Source organism: Streptomyces sp. NPDC052023 (assembly GCF_044548465.1).
Lineage (GTDB): Bacteria > Actinomycetota > Actinomycetes > Streptomycetales > Streptomycetaceae > Streptomyces.
Genome location: NZ_JBIUBW010000006.1, coordinates 118,650 through 141,189, shown reverse-complemented (window position 1 = coordinate 141,189; position 22,540 = coordinate 118,650). Strand labels below are relative to the sequence as shown.

Here is a 22,540-nt window from a genome sequence, read left to right as displayed (position 1 = left end):
GGTGGTTCGCCTGTTACGCCGGGAAAGCGCGTGTCGTTGGGAGCATGGCCGTCGTGACCCTGATGACCGACCGAAGAACGCCGCTCTCCCCCCGGTACGGCCGGATGCGCCGCCGGTCGCCCGGACTTGCCGCCAGCGTCCTCGGTGGCGTGGTGGCGGCCGGACTGGGACTGGGTTCGTTCGCCGTGCTGGTGATGGTGCTGTGGATCAGTTCGCCCTACCCCGACAGCGGGCCGGGCGGCGCACTGCGCGTGGCCGCGGCGCTGTGGCTGCTGGCGCACGGCGCGGAACTCGTCCGCGTCGAGACCCTCTCCGGCGTCCCCGCTCCCGTCGGAGTCACCCCCATGCTGCTGCTCGCCCTGCCCATGTGGCTGGTGTTCCGGGCGGCCCGGGACGCAGTGGACGGGGCCTACGCGGGGGACGGGCCGGCCCCCTTGGTGGCCGGGCGAACGGCCTGGGCCGGGGTGGTGCTCGGCTACCTCGCCGTCGGGGGAGCGGTCGCGGCGTACGCGGCGAGGGGCGTGCTGCGGCCCGACTGGGAAACGACGGCCGTGTGCGTGCCGCTCGTCGCCGTGGGTGCGGCGGGGGCCGGGGCGTGGACGGCGTACGGGCATCCGCGCCGGCCGGTGCACGCCGTACTGAATCTGCTGGGGCCGCTGCGCAGCGCCTTCCTCGGTGCGCGGGCCCGGGAGCGGTTCGGCCTCGCGGCACGGGCGGCGACGGCCGGTGCCGCTGTGCTCGTCGGGGGCGGAGCCTTGCTGGTGGCTGTCTCGCTGGTCTGGCACGGCACGGCCGCACGGATGGCGTTCGCGGAGCTGACGGAGGGCTGGTCGGGGAGGTTCGCGGTGCTCCTGCTGTGCCTGGCGCTGGTGCCGAACGCGGCGGTGTGGGGCGCGGCGTACGCCCTCGGGCCAGGCTTCGCGCTGGGCGCCGGCCACCTGGCCGGACCGCTGTCCTCCGGCCCGGCGCCCGTCCTGCCGACGTTCCCGCTGCTGGCGGCGGTGCCGGGAGGGGGTGCCGTGACGCCGCCGGACTGGGCGGTCGCCGCAGTGCCGGTGGCGGCCGGGGTGACGGTGGGGTGGTTCACGGCCAAGGGGGCGGTGCGGGGCGGGCAGGGCGCCGGGGCATGGACGCCAGGGCGTACCGCGGGGTGCGCCGGGTTGGCGGCGGTGCTGTGCGGGGCCTGGCTCACGTTGCTCGCGGGGCCGGCGGGCGGGCCGCTCGGGGTGGACTCGCTGGCCCGGTTCGGGCCGGTGTGGTGGCACGTGGGACTCGCGGCGCTGGTGTGGGTGGCGGTCGTGGGGGTGCCGGTGGCGCTGCTGGTGCGGTGGTGGGAATGCCGGGGGAGGGCCGAGGAGGGAGAGACGGCGGCCAGGGCGGGAACGCGGCCGGGTCTGCGGCCGGGTCCGCAACCGGAGGCGCGGGCGGACGCCGGCAACGGGCCGGACGACAAGGAGTACGACCTGCTGCGGGTCCCCGTGTCCCGCACGGCGCCGACCCTCGACCCGGAAGCATCCGACGCGGAGGCCCCCGACCCGGAAGCCCCAGGATCCGAGGCCCGCGACTCCGAGGCCCGCGACTCCGAGGCCCGCGACTCCGAAGCCCGCGACTCCGAGGCCCGCGACTCCGAGGCTCGCGACTCCGAGGCTCGCGACCCCGACGCCCGCGCTCTCGCGGACGGGACGGGCGACGCGGACAACGCCCACGAGCTCTACGAACCCTTCCTCTTCGATCCCCCGTCCCCCTGGCCCCACGACGACGCGGCCCGCGAGGCCCGCTGGGCGGCGTTGCGCGAGGTCTCCGCGAGGACGGAGGCACTGGAGCCGACGGAGCCGACGGAGTCGCCCGGCCTCCCCGGCCTCCCCGAACGTCCCGACCTGACCAAGACTTCCGCCCGGCCCGAGCCCTCCGCGCCGGGCGAGCAAGCCCTCGACCCCGCAGGGGTCAACCACCCCTCAGGCGTCCTCGACCCGTCCCAGACCCCCGACACCACCCGGACCCCCGACCCCCCCAAGCCGGACGCAAAGCCCGAAGACGGCCCCTGAAGGCCCGAACCTGCCCAGGTGTTGGTCCCCGCCGCTCAGGCGTTGGCCCCCAGAACATCGCGCAGCTGCTCCGGCAGCAGCGTGCTGCATGCCTGTCGCGCCTCGTTCGTGAGGGCGTCGTTGGTGCACGTGTAGTAGTCGCGGTACACGAGCTGCGCCGCGAACGACGCGCCGACGAGCGCGATCGCCAGCGACGCCGTGACCAGGCCGCTCACGGCCGCCGCGGTCTGCGGGCGGGCAGGTGCCGCGGCGTCCGGGGTGTCCGGCGACGGCGTGCGCGGCTTGGTGCGCAGGGCGCTGACGCCCCAGTACAGCGCCAGCGCACCCAGCAGCAGTGCCACGTACGTCCAGCTGAACAGCGCGAAGAAGAAGGCCCACATGCCTGCCAGCAGTGCGTAGCGAGCCCGGCGCTGTGCGGGGTCCGTGGGGTCCCAGCGCATGCCCGGGGCCGGGCCGCCGGAGCCTTCGGGGCTGCCCCCGGGCCGGTCGCCGAAGCCTCCGCCGGAGCGGCCGGGCTGCCGGTCGCTCCACTGGCTGCCCCACGCGGGACGCCCGCCGTTGCCCTGTGAGCCGTCCGAGCCGGGGGAGTCGCCGCTGTCACCCGACGGCCGCCGCGGCTGCCACGGCCGGTCGGGCGTGCCCTCGGGCGGCGGTGCGAACGGGTTGTCGTCCTGGCCCGAACCGCCCTGCCGGCCGCCGCTGGCGTCGCCCGAGAGCGCGTCGGGCGACGAGGTGGGGCGCTGCCGCAGCAGCACGCCGGCGCGCACCCCTCGCTGCGCCGGCTGCTGGGGGAGCGTGAGGAATCGCAGGCTGCGGACCGACATCAAGTGAGCGTCTTCCCCTTGTGAAAAACAACTGGAAACAACTGGAACGAGCGGATCTGCGGAACCGGAGCGGCTGGATCCGGCGGTGGATCCGACCGGATCGCGACGGAGCCCGTCGACTCATGAACGCGTCGCACACCTCCCGCGTTCCCGAGACCGCTGCGCCAGACGCTACCTCCCGGCCACGCCCCCGTCCCGTGGGGGGCCGCCCGGTGTGCCGGTATCGTTGCTGACGGTCGACCGCTTCGTAGGCTTCCCCGTATCCGGGGGCGCGAAGCATTCGTACGACCATACAAACGCTTCCCCGAGAAAGGGCTCCACCGTGGCCGCCAAGCCCGTGGCCAGGAGCACCAGGCGCCTCGTCGTGCTGGTCTCCGGATCCGGCACCAATCTCCAGGCGTTGCTGGACGCCATCGCGGCGGAGGGCGCCGAGGCCTACGGCGCCGAGATCGTGGCTGTCGGAGCCGACCGTGACGGCATCGAGGGGCTCGCGCGCGCGGAGCGGGCCGGGCTGCCCACGTTCGTCTGCCGGGTCAAGGACTTCGCGACCCGCGAGGAGTGGGACGCCGCTCTCGCCGACGCCGTCGCCGCGTACGAGCCCGATCTCGTCGTCTCGGCCGGGTTCATGAAGATCCTGGGCAAGGCCTTCCTGACCCGGTACGGCGGCCGGTGCGTCAACACTCACCCGGCCCTGCTCCCCAGTTTTCCCGGCACCCACGGCGTCCGTGACGCGCTCGCGTACGGGGCCAAGGTCACCGGCTGCACCGTCCACTTCGTCGACGACGGTGTCGACACCGGGCCGATCATCGCTCAGGGCGTGGTGGAGGTCCGGGACGAGGACGACGAGAGCGCGCTCCACGAGCGCATCAAGGAAGTCGAGCGAAGGCTGCTCGTCGAGGTCGTAGGGCGGCTCGCCCGCAACGGCCATCGCATTGAGGGACGAAAGGTAGTTATCCAGTGACCGCCGAGAGCAACAAGCGGCCCCTTCGCCGGGCGCTCGTCAGCGTCTACGACAAGACGGGCCTCGAAGACCTCGCACGCGGCCTGCACGAGGCGGGTGTCGCCCTCGTCTCCACCGGGTCCACCGCCGCCCGTATCGCCGCCGCCGGCGTCCCCGTCACCAAGGTCGAGGAGCTCACCGGCTTCCCCGAGTGCCTGGACGGCCGGGTCAAGACGCTGCACCCGAAGGTGCACGCGGGCATCCTCGCCGACCTGCGCCTGGAGGACCACCGGCAGCAGCTCCAGGAACTCGGCGTCGAGCCGTTCGACCTGGTCGTGGTCAACCTCTACCCGTTCCGCGAGACCGTCGCCTCCGGCGCGAGCCCCGACGAGTGCGTCGAGCAGATCGACATCGGCGGCCCCTCCATGGTGCGCGCCGCCGCCAAGAACCACCCGTCCGTCGCCGTCGTCACCAGCCCGGCCCGCTACGGCGACGTGCTGGCCGCGGTCGAGGAGGGCGGCTTCGACCTCGCCACCCGCAAGCGGCTCGCCGCGGAGGCCTTCCAGCACACGGCCGCGTACGACGTGGCGGTGGCGTCCTGGTTCGCGAGCGAGTACGCGCCGGTCGACGACTCGCGGTTCCCGGACTTCCTCGGCGCCACCTGGGAGCGCAAGAACACTCTCCGCTACGGCGAGAACCCGCACCAGCCCGCCGCCCTCTACGTGGACGGCACGGGTGGCGGGCTGGCCGAGGCGGAGCAGCTGCACGGCAAGGAGATGTCGTACAACAACTACACGGACACGGACGCCGCCCGCCGTGCCGCGTACGACCACGACGAGCCCTGCGTCGCGATCATCAAGCACGCCAACCCGTGCGGCATCGCGATCGGCGCGGACGTCGCCGAGGCGCACCGCAAGGCGCACGCCTGCGACCCGCTGTCGGCGTTCGGCGGCGTGATCGCCGTGAACCGCCCCGTGAGCAGGGAGATGGCCGAGCAGGTCGCCGAGATCTTCACCGAGGTCATCGTCGCGCCCGGCTACGAGGAGGGCGCGCTCGACGCCCTCACCAAGAAGAAGAACATCCGCGTGCTGCGCTGCCCCGAGGGCCCGGCGAACCCGGTCGAGGTCAAGGCCGTCGACGGTGGCGCCCTGCTCCAGGTCACCGACCGCCTCCAGGCCGAGGGCGACGACCCCGCCGGCTGGACGCTGGCGACCGGCGAGGCACTGGGCGCGGAGGAGCTGCGGGAGCTGGCGTTCGCGTGGCGGGCGTGCCGGGCGGTGAAGTCCAACGCCATCCTGCTCGCGAAGGACGGCGCCTCGGTCGGCGTGGGCATGGGACAGGTCAACCGGGTCGACTCCGCGAAGCTGGCGGTCGAGCGGGCCGGCGCCGAGCGGGCGCAGGGCGCCTACGCGGCCTCCGACGCCTTCTTCCCCTTCCCCGACGGGCTGGAGATCCTCACCGAGGCGGGCGTCAAGGCCGTGGTGCAGCCGGGCGGTTCGGTCCGCGACGAGCAGGTCGTCGAGGCCGCGCGGAAGGCGGGCGTGACCATGTACTTCACGGGCACCCGCCACTTCTTCCACTGACATCCGCCGAGTTACTTGTGACGGTGGCCCGCGGCCTCCGGCCCTCCCCCGAGGAGGCCGGAGGCCGCGGTCGTGCGGGCCGCGGTCCTGGCCGTCCCGTCACCACGATGCGGGCGCGCGTCCCCGAGCGGTACCTCGGAAGTCTCAGGGTCACCCGCACGCCGTACCGCAGCGATCACGCCACGATGACGCTGTACAAGGCCCGTCTCCCCGTGCCCGGCGGCTACCGCTTCAGAGCAGGGCGACGCACCAGGGCCGTGTCCCCCCTTGTACGGGTGGGACACGGCCCTCGGGTGTGAATGGCGCGAACCGTACGTGTGGCGGCCGCGCGGGCGCTCAGTAGCGCGGGCGGTTGAACCAGGCCTTGCCGTTGGCGTTGCCCACGAACACGGCGACGAGGATGGCGAGCACGGTGTGGATCAGGCCGACCAGGATGAAGGGGTAGACGCCGAGCACCGCGGTGATGATGCCGAACACCAGGGTCGTGATGCGTATGCCGTTGCCGCCGGTGCGGAACTTCAGCGCCAGAACGAGCGCGAACACGCCCCAGGCGACGGCGAACAGCATCATGGCCCACAGCATGCCGGAGGAGTAGTCGGCCAGCTGCTGGAACGAGGCGTCCTCCTGCAGCGTCTCGTCGTTCTTCGCGGCCTCGACGCCGACGGCGCTGAAGGCGAACAGCGCCACACCGAGGACCTGCAGGCCCACGATGATCCACAGCAGGACGCGAGCCGTGCTCACGGTGCCGGGCATGGACGTCGGCGCCGGGGAGCCGGGGTACCCGGCCGGCGGGGCCTGCGGGTAGCCGTAACCGGGGGCCGGCTGCTGCTGGGGGTAGCCGTAGCCCTGCTGCTGGCCCTGCGGCGCGCCGTAGGGGTTGTTCGGGTCGCCGAAACTCATGGCGGTCTTTCCTCCGTTGCCTGGTGTGCGGGGACGACGCGCGGCGGATGCGGAGGAAGGTTGCTACAGATGCGGTTCGTCCCCCCGGTACAGCCCGCGGCACTGTGACGTCAATCGTTCTTCAGCCATGGTCCGCTTGTCCAGCCGCATTCCCTATGTGTTGTGCAAGTGCAACATCGCCGATCATGGGGGATACGCCGGGCCGGACCCCGGCGGACCCGGATTGGAACCAGGAGGCGGTCATCCGGGAGGATGGGGTCATGACCGCCCAGATTCTCGATGGCAAGGCCACCGCAGCCGCGATCAAGTCCGATCTGTCCGCCCGCGTGGCGGCGCTGAAGGAGAAGGGCGTCACGCCCGGCCTCGGCACGATCCTGGTCGGGGAGGACCCCGGCAGCCAGAAGTACGTCGCCGGCAAGCACCGTGACTGCGCGCAGGTCGGCATCGCCTCCATCCAGCGCGAACTGCCCGCCACGGCGACGCAGGACGAGATCGAGGCGGTCGTACGGGAGCTCAACGAGGACCCGGCGTGCACCGGTTACATCGTGCAACTGCCGCTCCCCAAGGGCATCGACGAGAACCGCATCCTGGAACTCATGGACCCGGACAAGGACGCGGACGGGCTGCACCCGATGAACCTGGGCCGCCTGGTCCTGAACGAGCCCGCGCCGCTGCCCTGCACCCCGAACGGCGTGCTGACGCTGCTGCGCCGCTACGGCGTGGAGATCAAGGGTGCCGAGGTCGTGGTCGTCGGCCGCGGCGTGACCATCGGCCGCCCGATGCCGCTGCTGCTCACCCGGCGCAGCGAGAACGCGACGGTGACGCAGTGCCACACCGGTACGCGTGACCTGTCCGCCCACCTCAAGCGCGCCGACATCATCGTCGCCGCCGCCGGGTCCGCCCACCTGGTCCGGCCCGAGGACGTCAAACCGGGCGCGGCCGTCCTCGACGTAGGCGTCTCGCGCAGCGCCGAGGGCAAGATCGTCGGTGACGTCCACCCGGACGTCGCGGAGGTCGCGGGCTGGATCTCCCCGAACCCCGGCGGCGTCGGCCCCATGACCCGGGCCCAGCTGCTCGTCAACGTGGTCGAGGCGGCGGAGCGCAGTGCCGGCTGAGTCGCCCGAGGAGAACGGGACCACCGGGAGCCACGGAACCGCGGCGGGCAACGGCGCCGCGGCGCAGGAGAGCGCCGCCGCCACGCGGGCCGCCGCTTCGGCGCAGACCGGCGTGTCGCAGAACGGTGTCGCCGCGCGCGGCGTGTCGCAGAACGGGTCCGTGCCGCCGCCGGGCCCGGAGCGTGCGGCCGACGACGGTGCCGTGGAGGACGCCGGGCTCGTGGTGCGGGACGCGATCAGTGTCGTGGACGAGGACGGGACGCCCCGGCGGGCCACCCGCCGCTTCCCCCTGTTCACCAAGGACACCGCGCGACCCGAGGGCGGTGGCCGGGCGGCGCCCGGGGACGCGCCCGCGCCCGCGCGGCAGTGGCCGATGCTCGCCGTGCTGGGGCTGGTCGGTCTCGGCCTGCTGCTGACGGCGTTCGACGGGTTCAGGATCGGCACCATGCTGGTGGGCGTGGCGCTGGTCGGCGGTGCCGTGATGCGCTGGATGCTGCCCGGCGTCGGCATGCTCGCCGTGCGCTCCCGCTTCACGGACATCGCCACCTACGGCGTCCTCGGTCTGGCGATCGTCCTGCTGGCGCTGATGGCTCAGCCGGACCCCTGGCTGGAGATCCCCTTCCTGAAGGACACCCTGCACTTCACCGTCAGCAACTAGGAGTGCCACGACCGGCAGCCGGTCACCCGCACGGAACGGCGGCCCGTCCCCTCCCCCGAGCCAGGACGGGCCGCCGTCGCACCCAAACTCCCGCACGACGAACGGCCTGTTCAACGGCTGTCCGTGCGCTGTGGCACGGAAGTGACCGTTCCGCTACGGTGTCCGCGCCTTGCCACAGCTGGGGGCCGGTTGCGTCTGGGTGCGTCGCGTACAGCTGGGACGCCGGAGGTCACCGGTGTGTGCCCGTTGTGTCGATGTGTTGACAGCTTCGGGGAAGCCGGTTCAAGGCACTGCACAGCGGGGCTAATCTGCCCAATCGGGATGGTCCGGGACGTCCCGCGCGCAGCGGCACACACAGGGGGAACCAGGGGGAAGCGATGCCTCGTTGGAAGGCCTTGCCGGAGGAACTCGATCCGCAGATCGGGGAGTTCGTCGGACAGTTGCGGCGGCTCGTGGACCGCAGCGGCCTGAACGTCTCCGCGCTGTCCGACCGCACCGGATACAGCAGGACGTCCTGGGAGCGCTATCTCAACGGTCGGCTGCTCGCGCCCAAGGGCGCGATCGTCGCGCTGGCAGAGGTCACCGGGACCAACCCGATCCATCTGACCACGATGTGGGAACTCGCCGAACGGGCCTGGAGCCGCTCGGAGATGCGCCACGACATGACCATGGAGGCCATCCGGATCTCACAGGCGCGCGCGGCGCTCGGCGAGTTCGGCGCGCCCCCGGGTGCCGCGAAGGGCAGAACGGCACGCCGGGGCGCCGGTGCCACGGCGGCACCGGGCATCGCGGGCCCGGCAGGCGTGGCCCCGACGGTGCCGCCCCAGCCGACGGCGCCCGACGCCGACGCCCGGGACGCCCAGGCCCGGCCGGCGGTCAACTCGTGGGGGCTCGCGGGCTACACCGGACCGTCCCGGGCGGGCGGCCGGGCCGGCACCGGGGTGACCCCGCCGCCGGCCGGCCGGGCAACGGGCCCTGGCACCCCCGCACCGGTCCCGCCGGGTGCCCCCTCCGGCGGTGCGCCGGCCGGGCGGCGGCTCGTGATGTTCCTCGCCGGAGCCGCCGTCGTGGTCGCCGCCGCAGGCGCCGCGTACTACGTCACCGGCGACCGCGGTGACGTCACCGGCACCGCAGGCGCCTCGCCGTCGCCGTCCGTCAGCGCCGACGCCGCTCTGCCACCCGGCGTGAAGTGCGAAGACGACAGCTGCACGGGCAAGGACGCGGAGGCCACGGGGTGCAGCGACGACCTGGTCACCACCGCCCGGTCGGCGACCGTCGGCACCACCGTCGTCGAGGTCCGCTACAGCAGGACCTGTGGCGCGGCATGGGGCCGTGTCACCCAGGCCGGGCCGGGCGACGAGGTCCAGGTGACCGTGGGCACCGCCAAGGAGAAGGGCTCAGTCACCACCGTGGGTGACACCATCGCGTACACCCCGATGATCGCCGTGCGGGACGCGGGCGAGGCCACGGCGTGCGCGACACTCGCGTCGGGGGAGCGGGGCTGCACGCAGTAGCAGTAAGGGCCACCGCGGTGCCGTGCGGGCCGCGGTGCCCCTCGGGTGGTCTCCTTGCGGGGAGGCGCAAGAGGTACGAGGCGAACGCGCCGCGAGGGGGCCGCAAGGACGCCCGCTGACGCGCCGCGACGGCGCCGAAGAACGTGCCGTGGAAGGCGCCGCCAGGGTGCGGTGAAAGGCGCCGCCAGGGTGCCGTGGAAGGCGCCGTAAAAAAGTCGCCGTCCGCACGCATGCGGTCCGCGTTCCCGGGCACGCGCACAGTACCCCCACGGGAGTCCGGCAACGGTACCCCCACCCGGCGGTCGCCCCGTCTCTCCTCTCCCGGACGGGCGGCCGCCGCCGTTCGTTCTGTTCTGTGGGCCGGGCCACACCGACCCGGACGCCGGGGATACCGGAGGCGCGATAGCCTGACCGCTGGATCTCTCTTGACGCCAAGAGATCGATCAAAAAAGCCGGGGCAGGGACGCCCCACCGCCAGCTGTCATACGGAGAACGCCATGACCCGCACTCCCGTGAACGTCACCGTCACCGGCGCGGCCGGCCAGATCGGTTACGCCCTGCTCTTCCGCATCGCCTCCGGCCAGCTGCTCGGCGCGGACGTGCCGGTCAAGCTCCGCCTCCTGGAGATCACCCCGGCCCTGAAGGCCGCCGAGGGCACCGCGATGGAACTGGACGACTGCGCGTTCCCGCTCCTTCAGGGCATCGACATCAGCGACGACCCGAACGTGGCCTTCGACGGCGCCAACGTCGCCCTCCTCGTGGGCGCCCGTCCGCGCACCAAGGGCATGGAGCGCGGTGACCTCCTGGAGGCCAACGGCGGCATCTTCAAGCCGCAGGGCCAGGCCATCAACGCGCACGCCGCGGACGACATCAGGGTCCTGGTCGTCGGCAACCCGGCCAACACCAACGCCCTGATCGCGCAGGCGGCAGCCCCGGACGTACCGGCTGAGCGCTTCACCGCCATGACCCGCCTGGACCACAACCGCGCGCTGACGCAGCTGGCGAAGAAGACGGGCACCCCGGTCTCCGAGATCAAGAAGCTGACGATCTGGGGCAACCACTCCGCCACCCAGTACCCCGACATCTTCCACGCCACGGTCGCCGGCAAGAACGCCGCTGAGGTCGTGAACGACGAGAAGTGGCTGGCCGAGGACTTCATCCCGACCGTCGCCAAGCGCGGTGCCGCCATCATCGAGGCCCGCGGCGCCTCCTCGGCCGCGTCCGCCGCCAACGCCGCCATCGACCACGTCCACACGTGGGTCAACGGCACGGCCGAGGGCGACTGGGTCTCCATGGGCATCCCGTCGGACGGTTCCTACGGCGTCCCCGAGGGCCTGATCTCCTCGTTCCCGGTCACCTGCAAGGACGGCAAGTACGAGATCGTGCAGGGCCTGGAGATCAACGACTTCTCCCGCGCCCGCATCGACGCCTCCGTCAAGGAGCTGGAGGAGGAGCGCGAGGCGGTCCGCGGCCTCGGCCTCATCTGACCTGCGGCGCCACCTGCCGTATGACCTACGGCGCCACCAGCCGTACGACCCCCGGTCCGCCGCGACGGACCGGGGGTCGTCGCTTTCCCGCCGCGTACGCCGAGTCGGTCGCGGTCGGCGGTGGCGAAGGACGCGTAGGCCTCATCTGCGGTCAGCCGGTCTGCCGGAGCCGCTTCTCGAACCAGTGACCGGCGTAGACGTGCTCGGCGTACGCCGGGATCTCGGTGTAGCCGGACGCCCGGTACATCGTCCGCGCCTCGGTGAGCGCGGAGTGGGTGTCCAGCCGTACCGCGCCGAAGCCGCGCGCGGCCGCCTCGCGTTCCAGCTCCGCCAGGATTCTGCGGGCGAGCCCCAGACGCCGGGCGTCCCTGTGCACCCACACGTGCTTGATCTCGCCCACGCCGGGCGCGAGCCGGCGCAGCCCGCCGCAGCCGACGGGGCGGGCGTCCTCGTACGCCACGAAGAAGGCGCCCCGGTCGCCGGACACCTCTTCCGGGCGTACGAGGTCATCGGCGTCGAAACCCTCGGGGAACCGTTCGTCCAGTTCGGCGGCGTAGGCGTCGAGCATGGCGCGGGCGTCCGGGGAGGCGCCGTCGACGCGTTCGACGGTGATGCCGGCCAGGCGCAGCAGACGCTGCGTGGTGGCCATGGCCTCGGTGAGGCGGGCGCGCTGGGCCGGGGTGAGTCCGTCGAGCAGGCCGCAGACCAGGGCGTCGGCCCGGCGGTTCTGCTCCTCGACCTCCGCACGTCCGGCCGGGGTGAGTTCGATCATGCGCAGCCGGCTGTCGCCGGGATGCACGCTCAGCCGGACCATGCCCTGTGCGTGCAGCGCCTTCGCCATCCGGCTGAGATAACCGGCGTCGAGGCCGAGCCGGGCGCGCAGCTCGCGCAGCGGGGCGCCGTCGCCGATCTCGAAGAGCAGGCGGGCCTCGCCGAGGGGGCGGTTCTGGCCCAGGTAGTGGTCGTCCAGAGCGCCGATACGGCGGGTGAAGTAGCGGTTGAAGCGGCGGAAGGCCGCGACGTTCTCTGACACTGCCTCCATTTCTTTGACTTTAGTCAAAGGAACCGGGGCAGGTCCATGGAGTCGACGTAGGGATTTCCCGTCCTTTGTCCGGATTGTCAGTGAGGCAGCACACTTTCGGCCCTCGATTGCGCATGCCTGAAAGGGGTACGGGCAGGCGCTCACACTCCTGAACAGGAATGGAAGGCAAGACCGAGCATGTCGGACAGAGCGGAAAACCAGGTGCCTCAGGCGCGCGACACGATCCACGTGGCGGGGGAGTGGCGGGCCGCCGTCTCCGGTGCCACGCGCGAGATCCTCGACCCCGTGGACGCATTGCCGTTCGCCGTGGTCGCCGAGGGGGACGAGAAGGACACGGACCTGGCCGTCGCGGCCGCGCGGCGCGCCTTCGACGGTGGGCAGGGCGAGTGGCCCCGCACCCCCGTCGCCGAGCGCGCCGCGGTGCTGCGCCGCGTCGCCGATCTGCTGGTCCGCGACCGGGAGGAACTCGGCCTGCTGGAGAGCCGGGACGCCGGCAAGACCGCCGAGGAGGGCCGGGTCGACATCGACTGCGTGGCCGACGCCTTCCGCTACTTCGCCGACCTGGTGGCCGCCGAAGGCGCCGGCCGGGTCGTCGACGCGGGTTCGCCCGACATCCACAGCGTCGTCGTGCACGAGCCGGTCGGCGTCTGCGCGCTGATCACGCCCTGGAACTACCCGCTGCTCCAGGCCAGCTGGAAGATCGCGCCCGCGCTCGCGGCCGGCAACACCTTCGTGGTCAAGCCGAGCGAGATCACGCCGATGACCACCGTCGCGCTGATCGGCCTGCTCGCCGAGGCCGGGCTGCCCGCCGGGGTCGCGAACATCGTCACCGGCCCCGGCCACACGGTCGGCGCCCGCCTCGCCGAGCACCCCGACGTCGACCTGGTCTCCTTCACCGGCGGCCTGGTGAGCGGCACCAAGGTCGCCGCGGCCGCCGCGCCCACCGTCAAGAAGGTCGCCCTCGAACTCGGCGGCAAGAACCCCAACGTCGTCTTCGCCGACGCCTGCGCCACCGAGGAGGGCTTCGACACCGCCGTCGACCAGGCCCTCAACGCGGCCTTCATCCACAGCGGCCAGGTCTGCTCCGCGGGCGCGCGCCTCATCATCGAGGAGTCGGTCAGGGAACGGTTCGTCGCCGAACTCGCCCACCGCGCCACGAAGATCCGCCTCGGCCGTGGCACCGGCTCCGGCGTCGAGTGCGGACCTCTCGTCTCCGAGCAGCAGCGCGCCAAGGTGGAGTCGTACGTCGCCTCCGCGCTGACGGAAGGCGCGGTGCTGCGCTGCGGCGGCAAGCGTCCGGAACCCACCGGGTCCCGGCCCGCCACCGGCTATTTCTACGAGCCGACGGTGCTCGACCAGTGTCACCGCGAGATGAAGGTCGTCCGCGAGGAGGTCTTCGGACCCGTCCTGACCGTCGAGACCTTCCGCACCGAGGACGAGGCCGTCGCGCTCGCCAACGACACCGAGTACGGGCTGGCCGGCGCCGTGTGGACCGCCGACGCGGGGCGGGCCCGCCGGGTCGCGGGCCGGCTGCGGCACGGCACCGTCTGGATCAACGACTTCCACCCCTACCTCCCGCAGGCGGAGTGGGGCGGCTTCGGCAAGAGCGGCGTCGGCCGCGAACTCGGACCCGCCGGGCTCGCCGAGTACCGCGAGACCAAGCACGTCTACCAGAACCTGGCGCCGAAGCCGGTGCGCTGGTTCGCGGGCTGAGCCCGCCCCCGTCCCCACCCCCCACCGGAACACCGGAGTACCACCCCATGCCCGAGAACACCCATATCTACGACTACGTCGTCATAGGCGGCGGGACCGCCGGCTCCGTCATCGCCTCCCGTCTGACCGAGAACCCCGACGTCACCGTCGCCGTCATCGAGGGCGGCCCGAGTGACGTGGACCGCGACGACGTCCTCACCCTGCGCCGCTGGATGGGCCTGCTCGGCGGCGAACTCGACTACGACTACCCCACCACCGAACAGCCGCGCGGCAACTCCCACATCCGGCACAGCCGCGCCCGCGTCCTCGGCGGCTGCTCGTCCCACAACACCCTCATCGCCTTCAAGCCGTTGCCGTCCGACTGGGACGAGTGGGAGGCGGCCGGCGCCCAGGGCTGGGGCGCGGTGCAGATGGAGGCGTACTACGCCCGGCTCCTGAACAACATCGTCCCGGTCGACGAGAAGGACCGGAACGCCATCGCCCGCGACTTCGTCGACGCCGCCCGGACCGCGCTGGGCGTACCCCGCGTGGAGGGCTTCAACAAGAAGCCGTTCACCGAGGGCGCCGGGTTCTTCGACCTCGCCTACCACCCGGAGAACAACAAGCGTTCCTCGGCCTCGGTGGCGTACCTCCACCCGGTGATGGACGAGCGGCCCAACCTGACGATCATGCTGGAGACCTGGGCGTACAAGCTGGAGCTGGACGGCACCCGTGCCGAAGGCGTCCATGTGCGCACCAAGGGCGGGGAGGAGATCCTCGTACGCGCCCGCAACGAGGTGGTGCTGTGCGCGGGCGCGGTCGACTCGCCCCGGCTGCTGCTCCACTCCGGCATCGGCCCGAAGGCCGACCTGGAGGCCCTCGGCATTCCCGTGGCGCACGATCTGCCGGGCGTCGGCGAGAACCTCCTCGACCACCCCGAGTCGGTGATCGTCTGGGAGACCGACGGACCCATCCCGGAGAACTCGGCGATGGACTCCGACGCCGGCCTGTTCGTCCGCCGGGACCCCGAACACGCGGGCCCCGACCTGATGTTCCACTTCTACCAGATCCCCTTCACGGACAACCCGGAGCGCCTGGGCTACGAACGCCCCGCACACGGCGTCTCGATGACCCCCAACATCCCCAAGCCGAAGAGCCGGGGGCGGCTGTACCTGAAGAGCGCCGACCCGGCCGAGAAGCCCGCGCTCGACTTCCGCTACTTCACCGACGAGGACGACTACGACGGCCGCACCCTCGTCGACGGCATCCGCGTCGCCCGTGAGATCGCGAAGACCGAACCGCTGGCCGGCTGGCTGAAGCGCGAGGTGTGCCCCGGCCCGCAGGTCGAGAGCGACGAGGAGCTCAGCGAGTACGCCCGCAAGGTCGCGCACACCGTGTACCACCCCGCGGGCACCTGCCGGATGGGCGCCGCCGACGACGAACTGGCGGTGGTGGACCCCGAGTTGCGGATCCGCGGGCTGGAAGGCATCCGGGTCGCGGACGCGTCCGTGTTCCCGACGATGACCGCCGTGAATCCGATGATCGGGGTGCTGATGGTCGGGGAACGGGCCGTTGAACTGATCGGAGGTGGTGCGTGATGAGTAACGCCACTGTGAGCAATGCCGCCGGCAGTGACCCGGTGTTCTCGGTGGACGGGCTGTGGAAGGTCTTCGGCGCGAAGGCCGACCGCGTGCCCGGTGATCCGGAGCTGACCGCCCTGCCCGCCGCCGAACTGCGCGCCCGCACCGGCTGCACCGCCGCCGTCCGGGACGTCTCCTTCGACGTGCGCAAGGGCGAGGTCTTCGTCGTCATGGGCCTGTCCGGCTCGGGCAAGTCCACCCTGGTGCGCTGTCTGACCCGGCTGATCGAGCCGACGGCCGGGAACATCGCCATCGACGGCGAGGACGTCCGCGCCATGGACAAGGCCCGGCTGCGCGAACTGCGCCGGCACCGCGCCGCGATGGTCTTCCAGCACTTCGGTCTGCTCCCGCACCGCACCGTCCTGGACAACGTGGCCTACGGCCTGGAGATCCAGGGCGTGGGCAAGGCGGAACGGCGCGAGAAGGCGGCGGAGGTAGTCGCCAAGGTGGGCCTCGCGGGCATGGAGCAGCGCAGGCCCGGCCAGCTGTCGGGCGGCCAGCAGCAGCGGGTCGGCCTGGCGCGCGCGCTGGCCGTCGACCCGGAGGTGCTGCTCTTCGACGAGCCGTTCAGCGCCCTCGACCCGCTGATCCGGCGGGAGATGCAGGAGGAGGTCGTCCGGCTGCATCGCGACGAGGGCCGCACGATGGTCTTCATCACCCACGACCTGAGCGAGGCGCTCAAGCTCGGTGACCGGATCGCCCTGATGCGCGACGGCCGGATCGTCCAGCTCGGCACCCCCGAGGAGATCGTCGGCTCGCCGGCCGACGACTACGTCCGCGAGTTCGTCCGCGACGTGCCCCGCGAACAGGTCATGACCGTCCGCACCGCCATGCGGCCCGCGTCCGCGGAGGAGGCGGGGGCCGGCCCGGCGGTGGCCCCGGCGGCGACGGTCTCCGAGGCCATCGAGGCGGTCGCGCGCAGCGGCCGCCCGGTGCGCGTCGTGGAGCAGGGCAGGTGCCTGGGCGTCGTCGACCACGAGCGGCTGCTGGGGGTGGTGGCCGGCACGGAGCCCCGTAAGGTCCCGGAGCCCCGTAAGGAGGTGGCGTGATGGCCACCGTCACAGCCGCGGCTCCCCGTGCCGTGCCCGCCCTGCTGAAGAACCGGGTCGTCGTCAAGCTCGCCCTGCTGGCGCTGGCCGCCGCGGTCCTCGTACCGCTGGCCGACGCCCGCTGGGCGAGCGGGAGCTGGCCCGACGCGCTCACCGTCGACCTGACCCAGCCGCTGACCGGCGCCAGCGACTGGATCATCGACAACCGGGACAGCCACCCCCTGTTCCTCTACTTCTTCGGCCACATCAGCAACGCGGTCGTCCTGTCCGTACGCGCCGTCTACCTCGCCCTGCTCACCATCGGCTGGGTGGGCGTCACCGCGCTCGGCGCCGTCCTGGCGTGGCGCGTCGCGGGAGCGCGGCTCGCGCTCGGTACGGCCGCCGCGTTCCTGACGTGCGGCGTGCTCGGCATGTGGGTGCCGACCATGCAGACCCTGGCTCTGATGGTCGTCGCGGTGCTGGCGTCCGTCGTCGTGGGCGCCCTGCTCGGCCTCGCCGCCGGCCTGTCCGACCGTATGGACCGCGCGCTGCGGCCGCTGCTGGACACCATGCAGGTGCTCCCGGCGTTCGCGTACCTGCTCCCCGTCGTCCTGGTCTTCGGCATCGGTGTCCCCGCCGCCGTCCTCGCCACCGTCGTCTACGCCGCCCCGCCCATGGCCCGCCTCACCGCCCTCGGTCTGCGCGGCGCCGACAAGGGCGTCCTGGAGGCGGTCGCGTCGCTCGGCGCCACCGCCCGCCAGCGCCTGCTGACCGCCCGCATCCCGCTGGCCCGCAAGGAACTCCTGCTCGGCCTCAACCAGACGATCATGATGGCGCTGTCCATGGCGGTCATCGCCTCCGTGATCGGCGCCGGCGGCCTCGGCGACCGCGTCTACCAGGCGCTGGCCTCGGTCGACGTCGGCGCCGCCCTCGCCGCGGGCATCCCGATCGTGCTCCTGGCCGTCGTGCTGGACCGCGTCACCGCGGCCGCGGGCGGCGGCACCGGGGAAGGTCCGCGCGCCGCAGGGCCCTACATCCTGGCGGGCGCCGTCGCGGCGGCGGTCGCCGCGGGCCTGCTCGGCCGTACCGAATGGCCCGGGACCTGGGCCCTGAACATCGCCGAGCCGGTCAACCGCGCCGTGGACTGGATGACCGACCACCTGTACTCGGGAGTGCCGGTGATCGGCGGCACCGCCGACTGGGCCGGCCACTTCACCACCTGGGTGCTGGACCCGCTGCGCGACGGGCTGCAGTGGCTGCCCTGGTGGTCGGTGCTGCTCCTCGTCGCCGCCCTGGCCTGGCTGATCGGCACCTGGCGCACCGCGCTGACCGCCGTCCTCGCCATGGCCGCGATCGGCGTACTCGGCGTCTGGGAGCCGTCCCTCGACACCCTCTCCCAGGTCCTCGCCGCGGTCGCCGTCACCCTGGTGCTGGGCTTCGCGACCGGTATCGCGGCAGCCCGCAGCGCGCGCTTCGAGCGTGCCCTGCGGCCCGTCCTGGACGTCTTCCAGACGATGCCGCAGTTCGTGTACCTGATCCCGGTCGTCGCCCTGTTCGGCGTGGGCCGGGCACCGGCGGTGGCCGCGGCCGTCGTCTACGCGCTGCCCGCCGTCGTCCGCATCACCGCCCAGGGCCTGCGGCAGGTCGATCCGGCCGCGCTGGAATCGGCCCGCTCGCTCGGCGCGACCAGCGGGCAGCAGCTCCGCCAGGTCCAGCTCCCGCTCGCCCGCCCGGCGCTGCTGCTGGCGGTCAACCAGGGGGTCGTGCTGGTCCTCGCCGTCGTCATCATCGGCGGCCTGGTCGGCGGCGGCGCCCTCGGCTACGACGTCGTCTTCGGCCTCGCGCAGGGCGATCTGGCGACCGGACTCGTGGCCGGCGGCGCGATCGTGTGCCTCGGCCTGATGCTCGACCGGGTGACACAGCCCACGGAACGCCGTGCCAAGAGGGGAGCCTGAGATGCGTACGCGCACGAGCGTCGTCGCGGCGGCGGGGCTGCTCGCCCTGACCACCGGCTGCGGTGCCGCCGACATGACCCAGCAGGCCTCCCCCTTCGCCAACGCGCAAGGTACGAAGAGCCTGACCCTGTCCGTGCAGTCCTGGGTGGGCGCACAGTCGAACGTCGCCGTCGCCAAATATCTGCTCGAACGTGAGCTCGGCTATCGCGTCGACACCGTCCAGATCGACGAGGTCCCCGCCTGGGACGCCCTCAGCCAGGGCCGCGTCGACGCGCTCCTGGAGGACTGGGGTCACCCGGAGGAGGAGCAGCGGTACGTCAAGGACAAGAAGACGATCGTGAACGCCGGCGACCTCGGGGTCACCGGGCACATCGGCTGGTACGTCCCGACGTACTTCGCGAAGCAGCACCCGGACGTCACCGACTGGAAGAACCTCAACAAGTACGCCGGCCAGTTCCGCACCCCGGAGAGCGGCGGCAAGGGCCAGCTGATGGACGGCTCGCCGTCCTACGTGACCAACGACAAGGCCCTGGTGAAGAACCTGGACCTGGACTACCAGGTGGTGTTCGCCGGTTCCGAGGCCGCCCAGATCACGCAGATCAAGCAGTTCGCGAAGGAGAAGAAGCCCTTCCTGACCTACTGGTACTCGCCGCAGTGGCTCTTCAAGAAGGTCCCCATGACCGAGGTGAAGCTGCCCGCGTACAAGGAGGGCTGCGACGCGGACCCGGCGAAGGTCGCCTGCGCCTATCCGCACACTCCCCTGCAGAAGTACCTGAACGCGGACTTCGCGAAGGACGGCGGGGCGGCGGCCTCGTTCCTGAAGAAGTTCCGGTGGACGACGGAGGACCAGAACGAGGTCTCCCTGATGATCGCCGAGCAGAAGCTGACGCCGGAGGAGGCGGCGAAGAAGTGGGCGGACAGCCACGAGTCCACCTGGAAGCAGTGGCTGTCGTGACGGTCACCGCCGTTCGGTGAGCTCGGCCGCGATTCCTCGCAGTGCCTCCGTGGCGCGGCGCTGGAGTCCCGGGCCGAAGGTGATCCGCGTGGCCCCTTGCCTGCCGAGCTCGGCGGGCGAGGGGCCGCTGCCGTCCAGCGGGGCGAACACGTTGACCGGTCCCTCGATCCCGGCCCGCAGCAGCGGCAGCACGCGGGGCGGAGCGCCGATCGGATACACGCAGTCGGCGCCCGCCGCGACGTACAACGCGGCCCGCTCGATGACCCGTTCGGGGTCCTCGATCCCCCGCAGGAAGGTGTCGACACGCGCGTTGAGGAACAAGCGGTCGCCCGCCGCCGACCGCACCTCGGCCAGCCACTCGGCGTGCGCCCGCGGGTCCTTCAGGGCGCCGTCGGCGGAGTCCTCCAGATTGCAGCCGACGGCCCCGGTCTCCAGCAGCCGCTCCACCAGCTCCTTCGGCGCGAGCCCGTACCCGCCCTCGACGTCGGCCGACACCGGCACGTCCACCGCCCGCACGATCCGGGCGACCGCCGCGAACATCTCGCCCGCCGGCGTCCTGCCGTCCTCGTACCCCAGCGCGGCGGCCACGCCCGCGCTGGGCGTCGCGAGCGCCGGGAAACCGGCGTCCACGAAGACCCGCGCACTGGCCGCGTCCCACGGTCCTGGGAGGATCAGGGGGTCGGCAGGCACGGGCCGGCGGTGCAGCGCGCGCAACGTCTCCGCCTTGCTCACCACTGCGCACTTCCCGCCGGGATGCGCCGGCTGACCATCAGCCGGTTCCAGCTGTTGATCGCGGTGATCAGCGCGACGAGGTGGGCGAGCCGGCGGGTGCCGAAGTGCTTCGCCGCGCGCTCGTGCACCTCCTCCGGCACGAACCCGTCCGTGAGCACGGTCATCGCCTCCGTCAGCGCCAGCGCGGCCCGCTCCCGTTCGTCGAACAGCTCCTCCGCCTCCGCCCAGGCCGCCAGCAGGCCGAGCCGCTGTTCGCTCACCCCGTACTCGCGGGCGAGCGTGAGGTGCATGTCGAGGCAGAAGGCGCAGTGGTTGAGCTGGGAGGCGCGGATCTGGACCAGCTCGGCGAGCGCCGGATCGCCCAGGCCCCGCTTGGCGGCGGCGCTCACGCCCTGCATCGCGGTGCGCACCCCTGCGTCCAGGTGCTTGGTGCGTACGGTCACTTGTGCCGCCCCGGCCGGTGGTGGCCCGGCACCCGGCGGCACGTCACACCGAACCTGTTCCACGCGTTGATCACCGTGATCACGGCGATCAGCTGCGCCAGCTCGGCCTCCTCGAAGTGCTTCGCGGCCCGCTCGTACACCTCGTCCGGCACGAACCCGTCCGTGAGGACGGTCACCGCCTCGGTCAGCTCCAGCGCCGCCAGCTCGCGCTCCGTGTAGAAGTGCGCCGACTCCCGCCACGCGCTGAGCTGGACGATCCGCTCCACGCTCTCGCCCGCAGCCAGCGCGTCCTTGGTGTGCATGTCCAGGCAGAAGGCGCAGTGGTTGAGCTGGGAGGCACGGATCCGCACCAGCTCGCGCAACCCGGGGTCGACGCCCTGCTGCGCGGCCGCGTCGAGCCGGACCATCGCCTTGAAGACGTCCGGGGCGAGCGCCGCCCAGTCCAGCCGCGAGGTGGGTTCGGGCGCGTGGCCGACGGCCGTGGTGCCGTGATCGTTCGTCGTCATTCCTCGACCCTAGAAGTGAGGCAGCCCAGGAGTATGGTCCATTTCCATGGCGAAACCGCGGGCCACTCTGGGCATCGACCTGCATCTGGAACCCTTCGGGCCCGGCCTGCGCCGCGGCCTCACCGACGCCCTGCGCGAGGCCGTCCGCACCGGGCGCCTCGCCCCCGGCGTCCGTCTGCCCTCCTCCCGCTCGCTCGCCGCCGACCTCGGCATGGCCCGCAACACCGTCGCCGAGTCCTACGCCGACCTCGTCGCCGAGGGCTGGCTCACCGCCCGCCAGGGTTCCGGCACCCGGGTCGCCGATCGCGCCGTGCTGCCCCCACCGGAGCGCCCGGCCCCGTACCGCGAACCCCGCCGCCCCGCCTACAGCCTGGTGCCCGGCCACCCCGACCTCGCCTCCTTCCCGCGCGCCGAGTGGCTCAAGGCCGCCCGCCGCGCCCTCACCACCGCGCCGAACGAGGCCCTCGGCTACGGCGACCCGCGCGGCCGCATCGAACTGCGCACCGTCCTCGTCGGTTACCTCTCCCGCGCCCGCGGCGTACGCGCCGACCCCGAACGCGTCGTCGTCTGTGCCGGCTTCGCCCAGGCGCTGCGGCTCCTGTGCGAGGTCCTCCACGCCCGCGGCCTGCGCACCCTCGCGGTGGAGTCCTACGGCCTCGCCGAGCACTGGAACCTCGTGGAACGCGCCGGCCTGCGCACCCTGCCCCTCCCCTTCGACGAACACGGCACCCGGCCGGAGGCGCTCGGCTCCCACCGGGAACGAGCAACCGGGCGCACCCTCGGCGACGACCTCGCCGCCACGCGCGCCGTGCTGCTGACGCCCGCTCACCAGTTCCCCCTGGGCGACGCCTTGCGTCCCTCGCACCGGGCCGCCGTCGTGGAGTGGGCCCGGCGCACGGGCGGATTCATCCTGGAGGACGACTACGACGGCGAGTTCCGCTACGACCGCCAGCCCGTCGGCGCCCTCCAGGACCTCGACCCCGACCACGTCGTCCATCTCGGCACCGCCAGCAAGTCCCTCGCCCCCGGCCTGCGGCTGGCCTGGATGGTTCTGCCCCCGTCGCTGGCACCGGAGGTCGTGCGGCACGCCGGCGGCCCCGCCACCAGCGCCCTCGAACAACTGACCCTCGCCGAGTTCTTGACCTCCGGCGCCTACGACCGCCATGTCCGCTCCGCCCGCCTGCGCTACCGGCGCCGCCGCGACGACCTGATCGCCGCCCTCGCCGAGCACGCTCCCGACGTCCGGGCCACCGGCATCGCGGCCGGCCTGCACGCCGTCCTCCGGCTGCCACCCGGCACCGAGCAATCCGTCGTCCGCGCGGGTCACTGGCAGGGCGTCGCCGTCCACGGCCTCTCCCGCTACCGTCATCCCGCAGCCGAGGGCCACCACCCCGACGCCCTGGTCGTCGGCTACGGCGCCCCGCCCGACCACGCCTGGAAGGGCACCCTGGAAGCACTGTGCAAGGCGCTGCCCTGAGCCC

19 protein-coding genes are annotated in these 22,540 nt (G+C 72.7%); 13 read left to right on the top strand and 6 right to left on the bottom strand.

Annotation, left to right across the window (positions count from 1 at the left end; translation table 11 throughout):
• The first annotated feature begins 44 nt into the window (after positions 1 to 44).
• Entirely contained in the window at positions 45 to 2,045 is a 2,001-nt protein-coding gene (locus ACIHCM_RS15475; protein ID WP_399895021.1) for a DUF6350 family protein, read from the top strand.
• Between the two features lie 35 nt (positions 2,046 to 2,080).
• Here ACIHCM_RS15475 and ACIHCM_RS15470 read toward each other — a convergent pair whose 3' ends face one another.
• Entirely contained in the window at positions 2,081 to 2,869 is a 789-nt protein-coding gene (locus tag ACIHCM_RS15470) for a hypothetical protein (RefSeq protein ID WP_399895018.1), read from the bottom strand.
• 322 nt (positions 2,870 to 3,191) lie between these two features.
• Between ACIHCM_RS15470 and purN the strand changes: the two genes are divergently transcribed.
• Both purN and purH read left to right on the top strand, forming a co-directional pair.
• On the top strand, positions 3,192 to 3,830 hold the full coding sequence (gene purN, locus ACIHCM_RS15465; protein ID WP_399895015.1) for a phosphoribosylglycinamide formyltransferase: 639 nt from the start codon (positions 3,192 to 3,194) through the stop codon (positions 3,828 to 3,830).
• Positions 3,827 to 5,392 carry a bifunctional phosphoribosylaminoimidazolecarboxamide formyltransferase/IMP cyclohydrolase gene (gene purH, locus ACIHCM_RS15460; RefSeq protein WP_399895012.1) on the top strand — a complete coding sequence of 522 codons (1,566 nt, stop codon included), beginning with the start codon at positions 3,827 to 3,829 and terminating at the stop codon, positions 5,390 to 5,392. The genes purN and purH overlap by 4 nt, the downstream gene beginning before the upstream one ends.
• A 336-nt stretch (positions 5,393 to 5,728) precedes the next feature.
• Here the strand turns inward: purH and ACIHCM_RS15455 are convergent, their stop codons facing one another.
• Positions 5,729 to 6,292: a hypothetical protein gene (locus ACIHCM_RS15455; protein ID WP_399895009.1), complete on the bottom strand. Its 564-nt coding sequence runs from the start codon at positions 6,290 to 6,292 to the stop codon at positions 5,729 to 5,731.
• 260 nt (positions 6,293 to 6,552) lie between these two features.
• Here ACIHCM_RS15455 and ACIHCM_RS15450 point away from each other — a divergent pair, with 260 nt between their 5' ends.
• The 4 genes from ACIHCM_RS15450 (at position 6,553) to ACIHCM_RS15435 (ending at position 11,066) form a co-directional block, all read left to right on the top strand.
• A complete protein-coding gene (locus ACIHCM_RS15450; protein WP_399895006.1) occupies positions 6,553 to 7,407 on the top strand; it encodes a bifunctional methylenetetrahydrofolate dehydrogenase/methenyltetrahydrofolate cyclohydrolase in 855 nt (284 codons plus the stop codon).
• A gap of 202 nt (positions 7,408 to 7,609) precedes the next feature.
• Positions 7,610 to 8,065, top strand: a complete 456-nt coding sequence (locus ACIHCM_RS15445) for a DUF3017 domain-containing protein (RefSeq protein ID WP_399895563.1) — start codon at positions 7,610 to 7,612, stop codon at positions 8,063 to 8,065.
• 377 nt (positions 8,066 to 8,442) lie between these two features.
• The gene (locus ACIHCM_RS15440) at positions 8,443 to 9,579 is read left to right on the top strand and encodes a DUF2690 domain-containing protein (RefSeq protein ID WP_399895003.1); all 1,137 of its coding nucleotides are present in this window, start codon (positions 8,443 to 8,445) and stop codon (positions 9,577 to 9,579) included.
• Positions 9,580 to 10,076: 497 nt separating this feature from the next.
• A complete protein-coding gene (locus ACIHCM_RS15435; protein WP_399895000.1) occupies positions 10,077 to 11,066 on the top strand; it encodes a malate dehydrogenase in 990 nt (329 codons plus the stop codon).
• A gap of 151 nt (positions 11,067 to 11,217) precedes the next feature.
• Here ACIHCM_RS15435 and ACIHCM_RS15430 read toward each other — a convergent pair whose 3' ends face one another.
• Positions 11,218 to 12,108: a GNAT family N-acetyltransferase gene (locus tag ACIHCM_RS15430; RefSeq protein ID WP_399894997.1), complete on the bottom strand. Its 891-nt coding sequence runs from the start codon at positions 12,106 to 12,108 to the stop codon at positions 11,218 to 11,220.
• Between the two features lie 177 nt (positions 12,109 to 12,285).
• On the opposite strand from ACIHCM_RS15430, the gene ACIHCM_RS15425 reads away from it, so the two are divergent.
• The 5 genes from ACIHCM_RS15425 to ACIHCM_RS15405 are packed head-to-tail and all read left to right on the top strand — an operon-like array spanning position 12,286 to position 19,378.
• Complete coding sequence (locus ACIHCM_RS15425; RefSeq protein ID WP_399894994.1) at positions 12,286 to 13,821, top strand: aldehyde dehydrogenase family protein; 1,536 nt, start codon at positions 12,286 to 12,288, stop codon at positions 13,819 to 13,821.
• A 47-nt stretch (positions 13,822 to 13,868) separates the two neighbouring features.
• Entirely contained in the window at positions 13,869 to 15,398 is a 1,530-nt protein-coding gene (locus ACIHCM_RS15420; RefSeq protein ID WP_399894991.1) for a GMC family oxidoreductase, read from the top strand.
• The gene (locus ACIHCM_RS15415; RefSeq protein ID WP_399894988.1) at positions 15,398 to 16,489 is read left to right on the top strand and encodes a glycine betaine/L-proline ABC transporter ATP-binding protein; all 1,092 of its coding nucleotides are present in this window, start codon (positions 15,398 to 15,400) and stop codon (positions 16,487 to 16,489) included. Before ACIHCM_RS15420 ends, ACIHCM_RS15415 begins: the two co-directional genes overlap by 1 nt.
• Positions 16,489 to 18,423, top strand: a complete 1,935-nt coding sequence (locus ACIHCM_RS15410; RefSeq protein WP_399894985.1) for an ABC transporter permease — start codon at positions 16,489 to 16,491, stop codon at positions 18,421 to 18,423. The genes ACIHCM_RS15415 and ACIHCM_RS15410 overlap by 1 nt, the downstream gene beginning before the upstream one ends.
• 1 nt (position 18,424) lies before the next feature.
• The gene (locus ACIHCM_RS15405) at positions 18,425 to 19,378 is read left to right on the top strand and encodes an ABC transporter substrate-binding protein (protein ID WP_399894982.1); all 954 of its coding nucleotides are present in this window, start codon (positions 18,425 to 18,427) and stop codon (positions 19,376 to 19,378) included.
• Positions 19,379 to 19,381: 3 nt separating this feature from the next.
• On the opposite strand, the gene ACIHCM_RS15400 is transcribed toward ACIHCM_RS15405, so the two are convergent.
• The 3 genes from ACIHCM_RS15400 to ACIHCM_RS15390 are packed head-to-tail and all read right to left on the bottom strand — an operon-like array spanning position 19,382 to position 21,059.
• A complete protein-coding gene (locus tag ACIHCM_RS15400; protein ID WP_399894979.1) occupies positions 19,382 to 20,110 on the bottom strand; it encodes an isocitrate lyase/phosphoenolpyruvate mutase family protein in 729 nt (242 codons plus the stop codon).
• Entirely contained in the window at positions 20,107 to 20,553 is a 447-nt protein-coding gene (locus tag ACIHCM_RS15395; RefSeq protein ID WP_399894977.1) for a carboxymuconolactone decarboxylase family protein, read from the bottom strand. Before ACIHCM_RS15395 ends, ACIHCM_RS15400 begins: the two co-directional genes overlap by 4 nt.
• Positions 20,550 to 21,059, bottom strand: coding sequence for a carboxymuconolactone decarboxylase family protein (locus tag ACIHCM_RS15390; RefSeq protein WP_399894974.1), 510 nt, complete (start codon positions 21,057 to 21,059; stop codon positions 20,550 to 20,552). The genes ACIHCM_RS15395 and ACIHCM_RS15390 overlap by 4 nt, the downstream gene beginning before the upstream one ends.
• 46 nt (positions 21,060 to 21,105) lie before the next feature.
• On the opposite strand from ACIHCM_RS15390, the gene ACIHCM_RS15385 reads away from it, so the two are divergent.
• Entirely contained in the window at positions 21,106 to 22,536 is a 1,431-nt protein-coding gene (locus ACIHCM_RS15385) for a PLP-dependent aminotransferase family protein (RefSeq protein WP_399894971.1), read from the top strand.
• Positions 22,537 to 22,540: the final 4 nt, after the last annotated feature.

What these genes read in the sequence shown, in the direction of transcription:
- ACIHCM_RS15475 (WP_399895021.1), top strand. Translation starts at nt 45, where the DNA reads ATGGCCGTCGTGACCCTGATGACCGACCGAAGAACGCCGCTCTCCCCC.
- ACIHCM_RS15470 (WP_399895018.1), bottom strand. Translation starts at nt 2,869, where the DNA reads ATGTCGGTCCGCAGCCTGCGATTCCTCACGCTCCCCCAGCAGCCGGCG.
- ACIHCM_RS15455 (WP_399895009.1), bottom strand. Translation starts at nt 6,292, where the DNA reads ATGAGTTTCGGCGACCCGAACAACCCCTACGGCGCGCCGCAGGGCCAG.
- ACIHCM_RS15450 (WP_399895006.1), top strand. Translation starts at nt 6,553, where the DNA reads ATGACCGCCCAGATTCTCGATGGCAAGGCCACCGCAGCCGCGATCAAG.
- ACIHCM_RS15440 (WP_399895003.1), top strand. Translation starts at nt 8,443, where the DNA reads ATGCCTCGTTGGAAGGCCTTGCCGGAGGAACTCGATCCGCAGATCGGG.
- ACIHCM_RS15435 (WP_399895000.1), top strand. Translation starts at nt 10,077, where the DNA reads ATGACCCGCACTCCCGTGAACGTCACCGTCACCGGCGCGGCCGGCCAG.
- ACIHCM_RS15430 (WP_399894997.1), bottom strand. Translation starts at nt 12,108, where the DNA reads ATGGAGGCAGTGTCAGAGAACGTCGCGGCCTTCCGCCGCTTCAACCGC.
- ACIHCM_RS15425 (WP_399894994.1), top strand. Translation starts at nt 12,286, where the DNA reads ATGTCGGACAGAGCGGAAAACCAGGTGCCTCAGGCGCGCGACACGATC.
- ACIHCM_RS15420 (WP_399894991.1), top strand. Translation starts at nt 13,869, where the DNA reads ATGCCCGAGAACACCCATATCTACGACTACGTCGTCATAGGCGGCGGG.
- ACIHCM_RS15415 (WP_399894988.1), top strand. Translation starts at nt 15,398, where the DNA reads ATGAGTAACGCCACTGTGAGCAATGCCGCCGGCAGTGACCCGGTGTTC.
- ACIHCM_RS15410 (WP_399894985.1), top strand. Translation starts at nt 16,489, where the DNA reads ATGGCCACCGTCACAGCCGCGGCTCCCCGTGCCGTGCCCGCCCTGCTG.
- ACIHCM_RS15405 (WP_399894982.1), top strand. Translation starts at nt 18,425, where the DNA reads ATGCGTACGCGCACGAGCGTCGTCGCGGCGGCGGGGCTGCTCGCCCTG.
- ACIHCM_RS15390 (WP_399894974.1), bottom strand. Translation starts at nt 21,059, where the DNA reads ATGACGACGAACGATCACGGCACCACGGCCGTCGGCCACGCGCCCGAA.
- ACIHCM_RS15385 (WP_399894971.1), top strand. Translation starts at nt 21,106, where the DNA reads ATGGCGAAACCGCGGGCCACTCTGGGCATCGACCTGCATCTGGAACCC.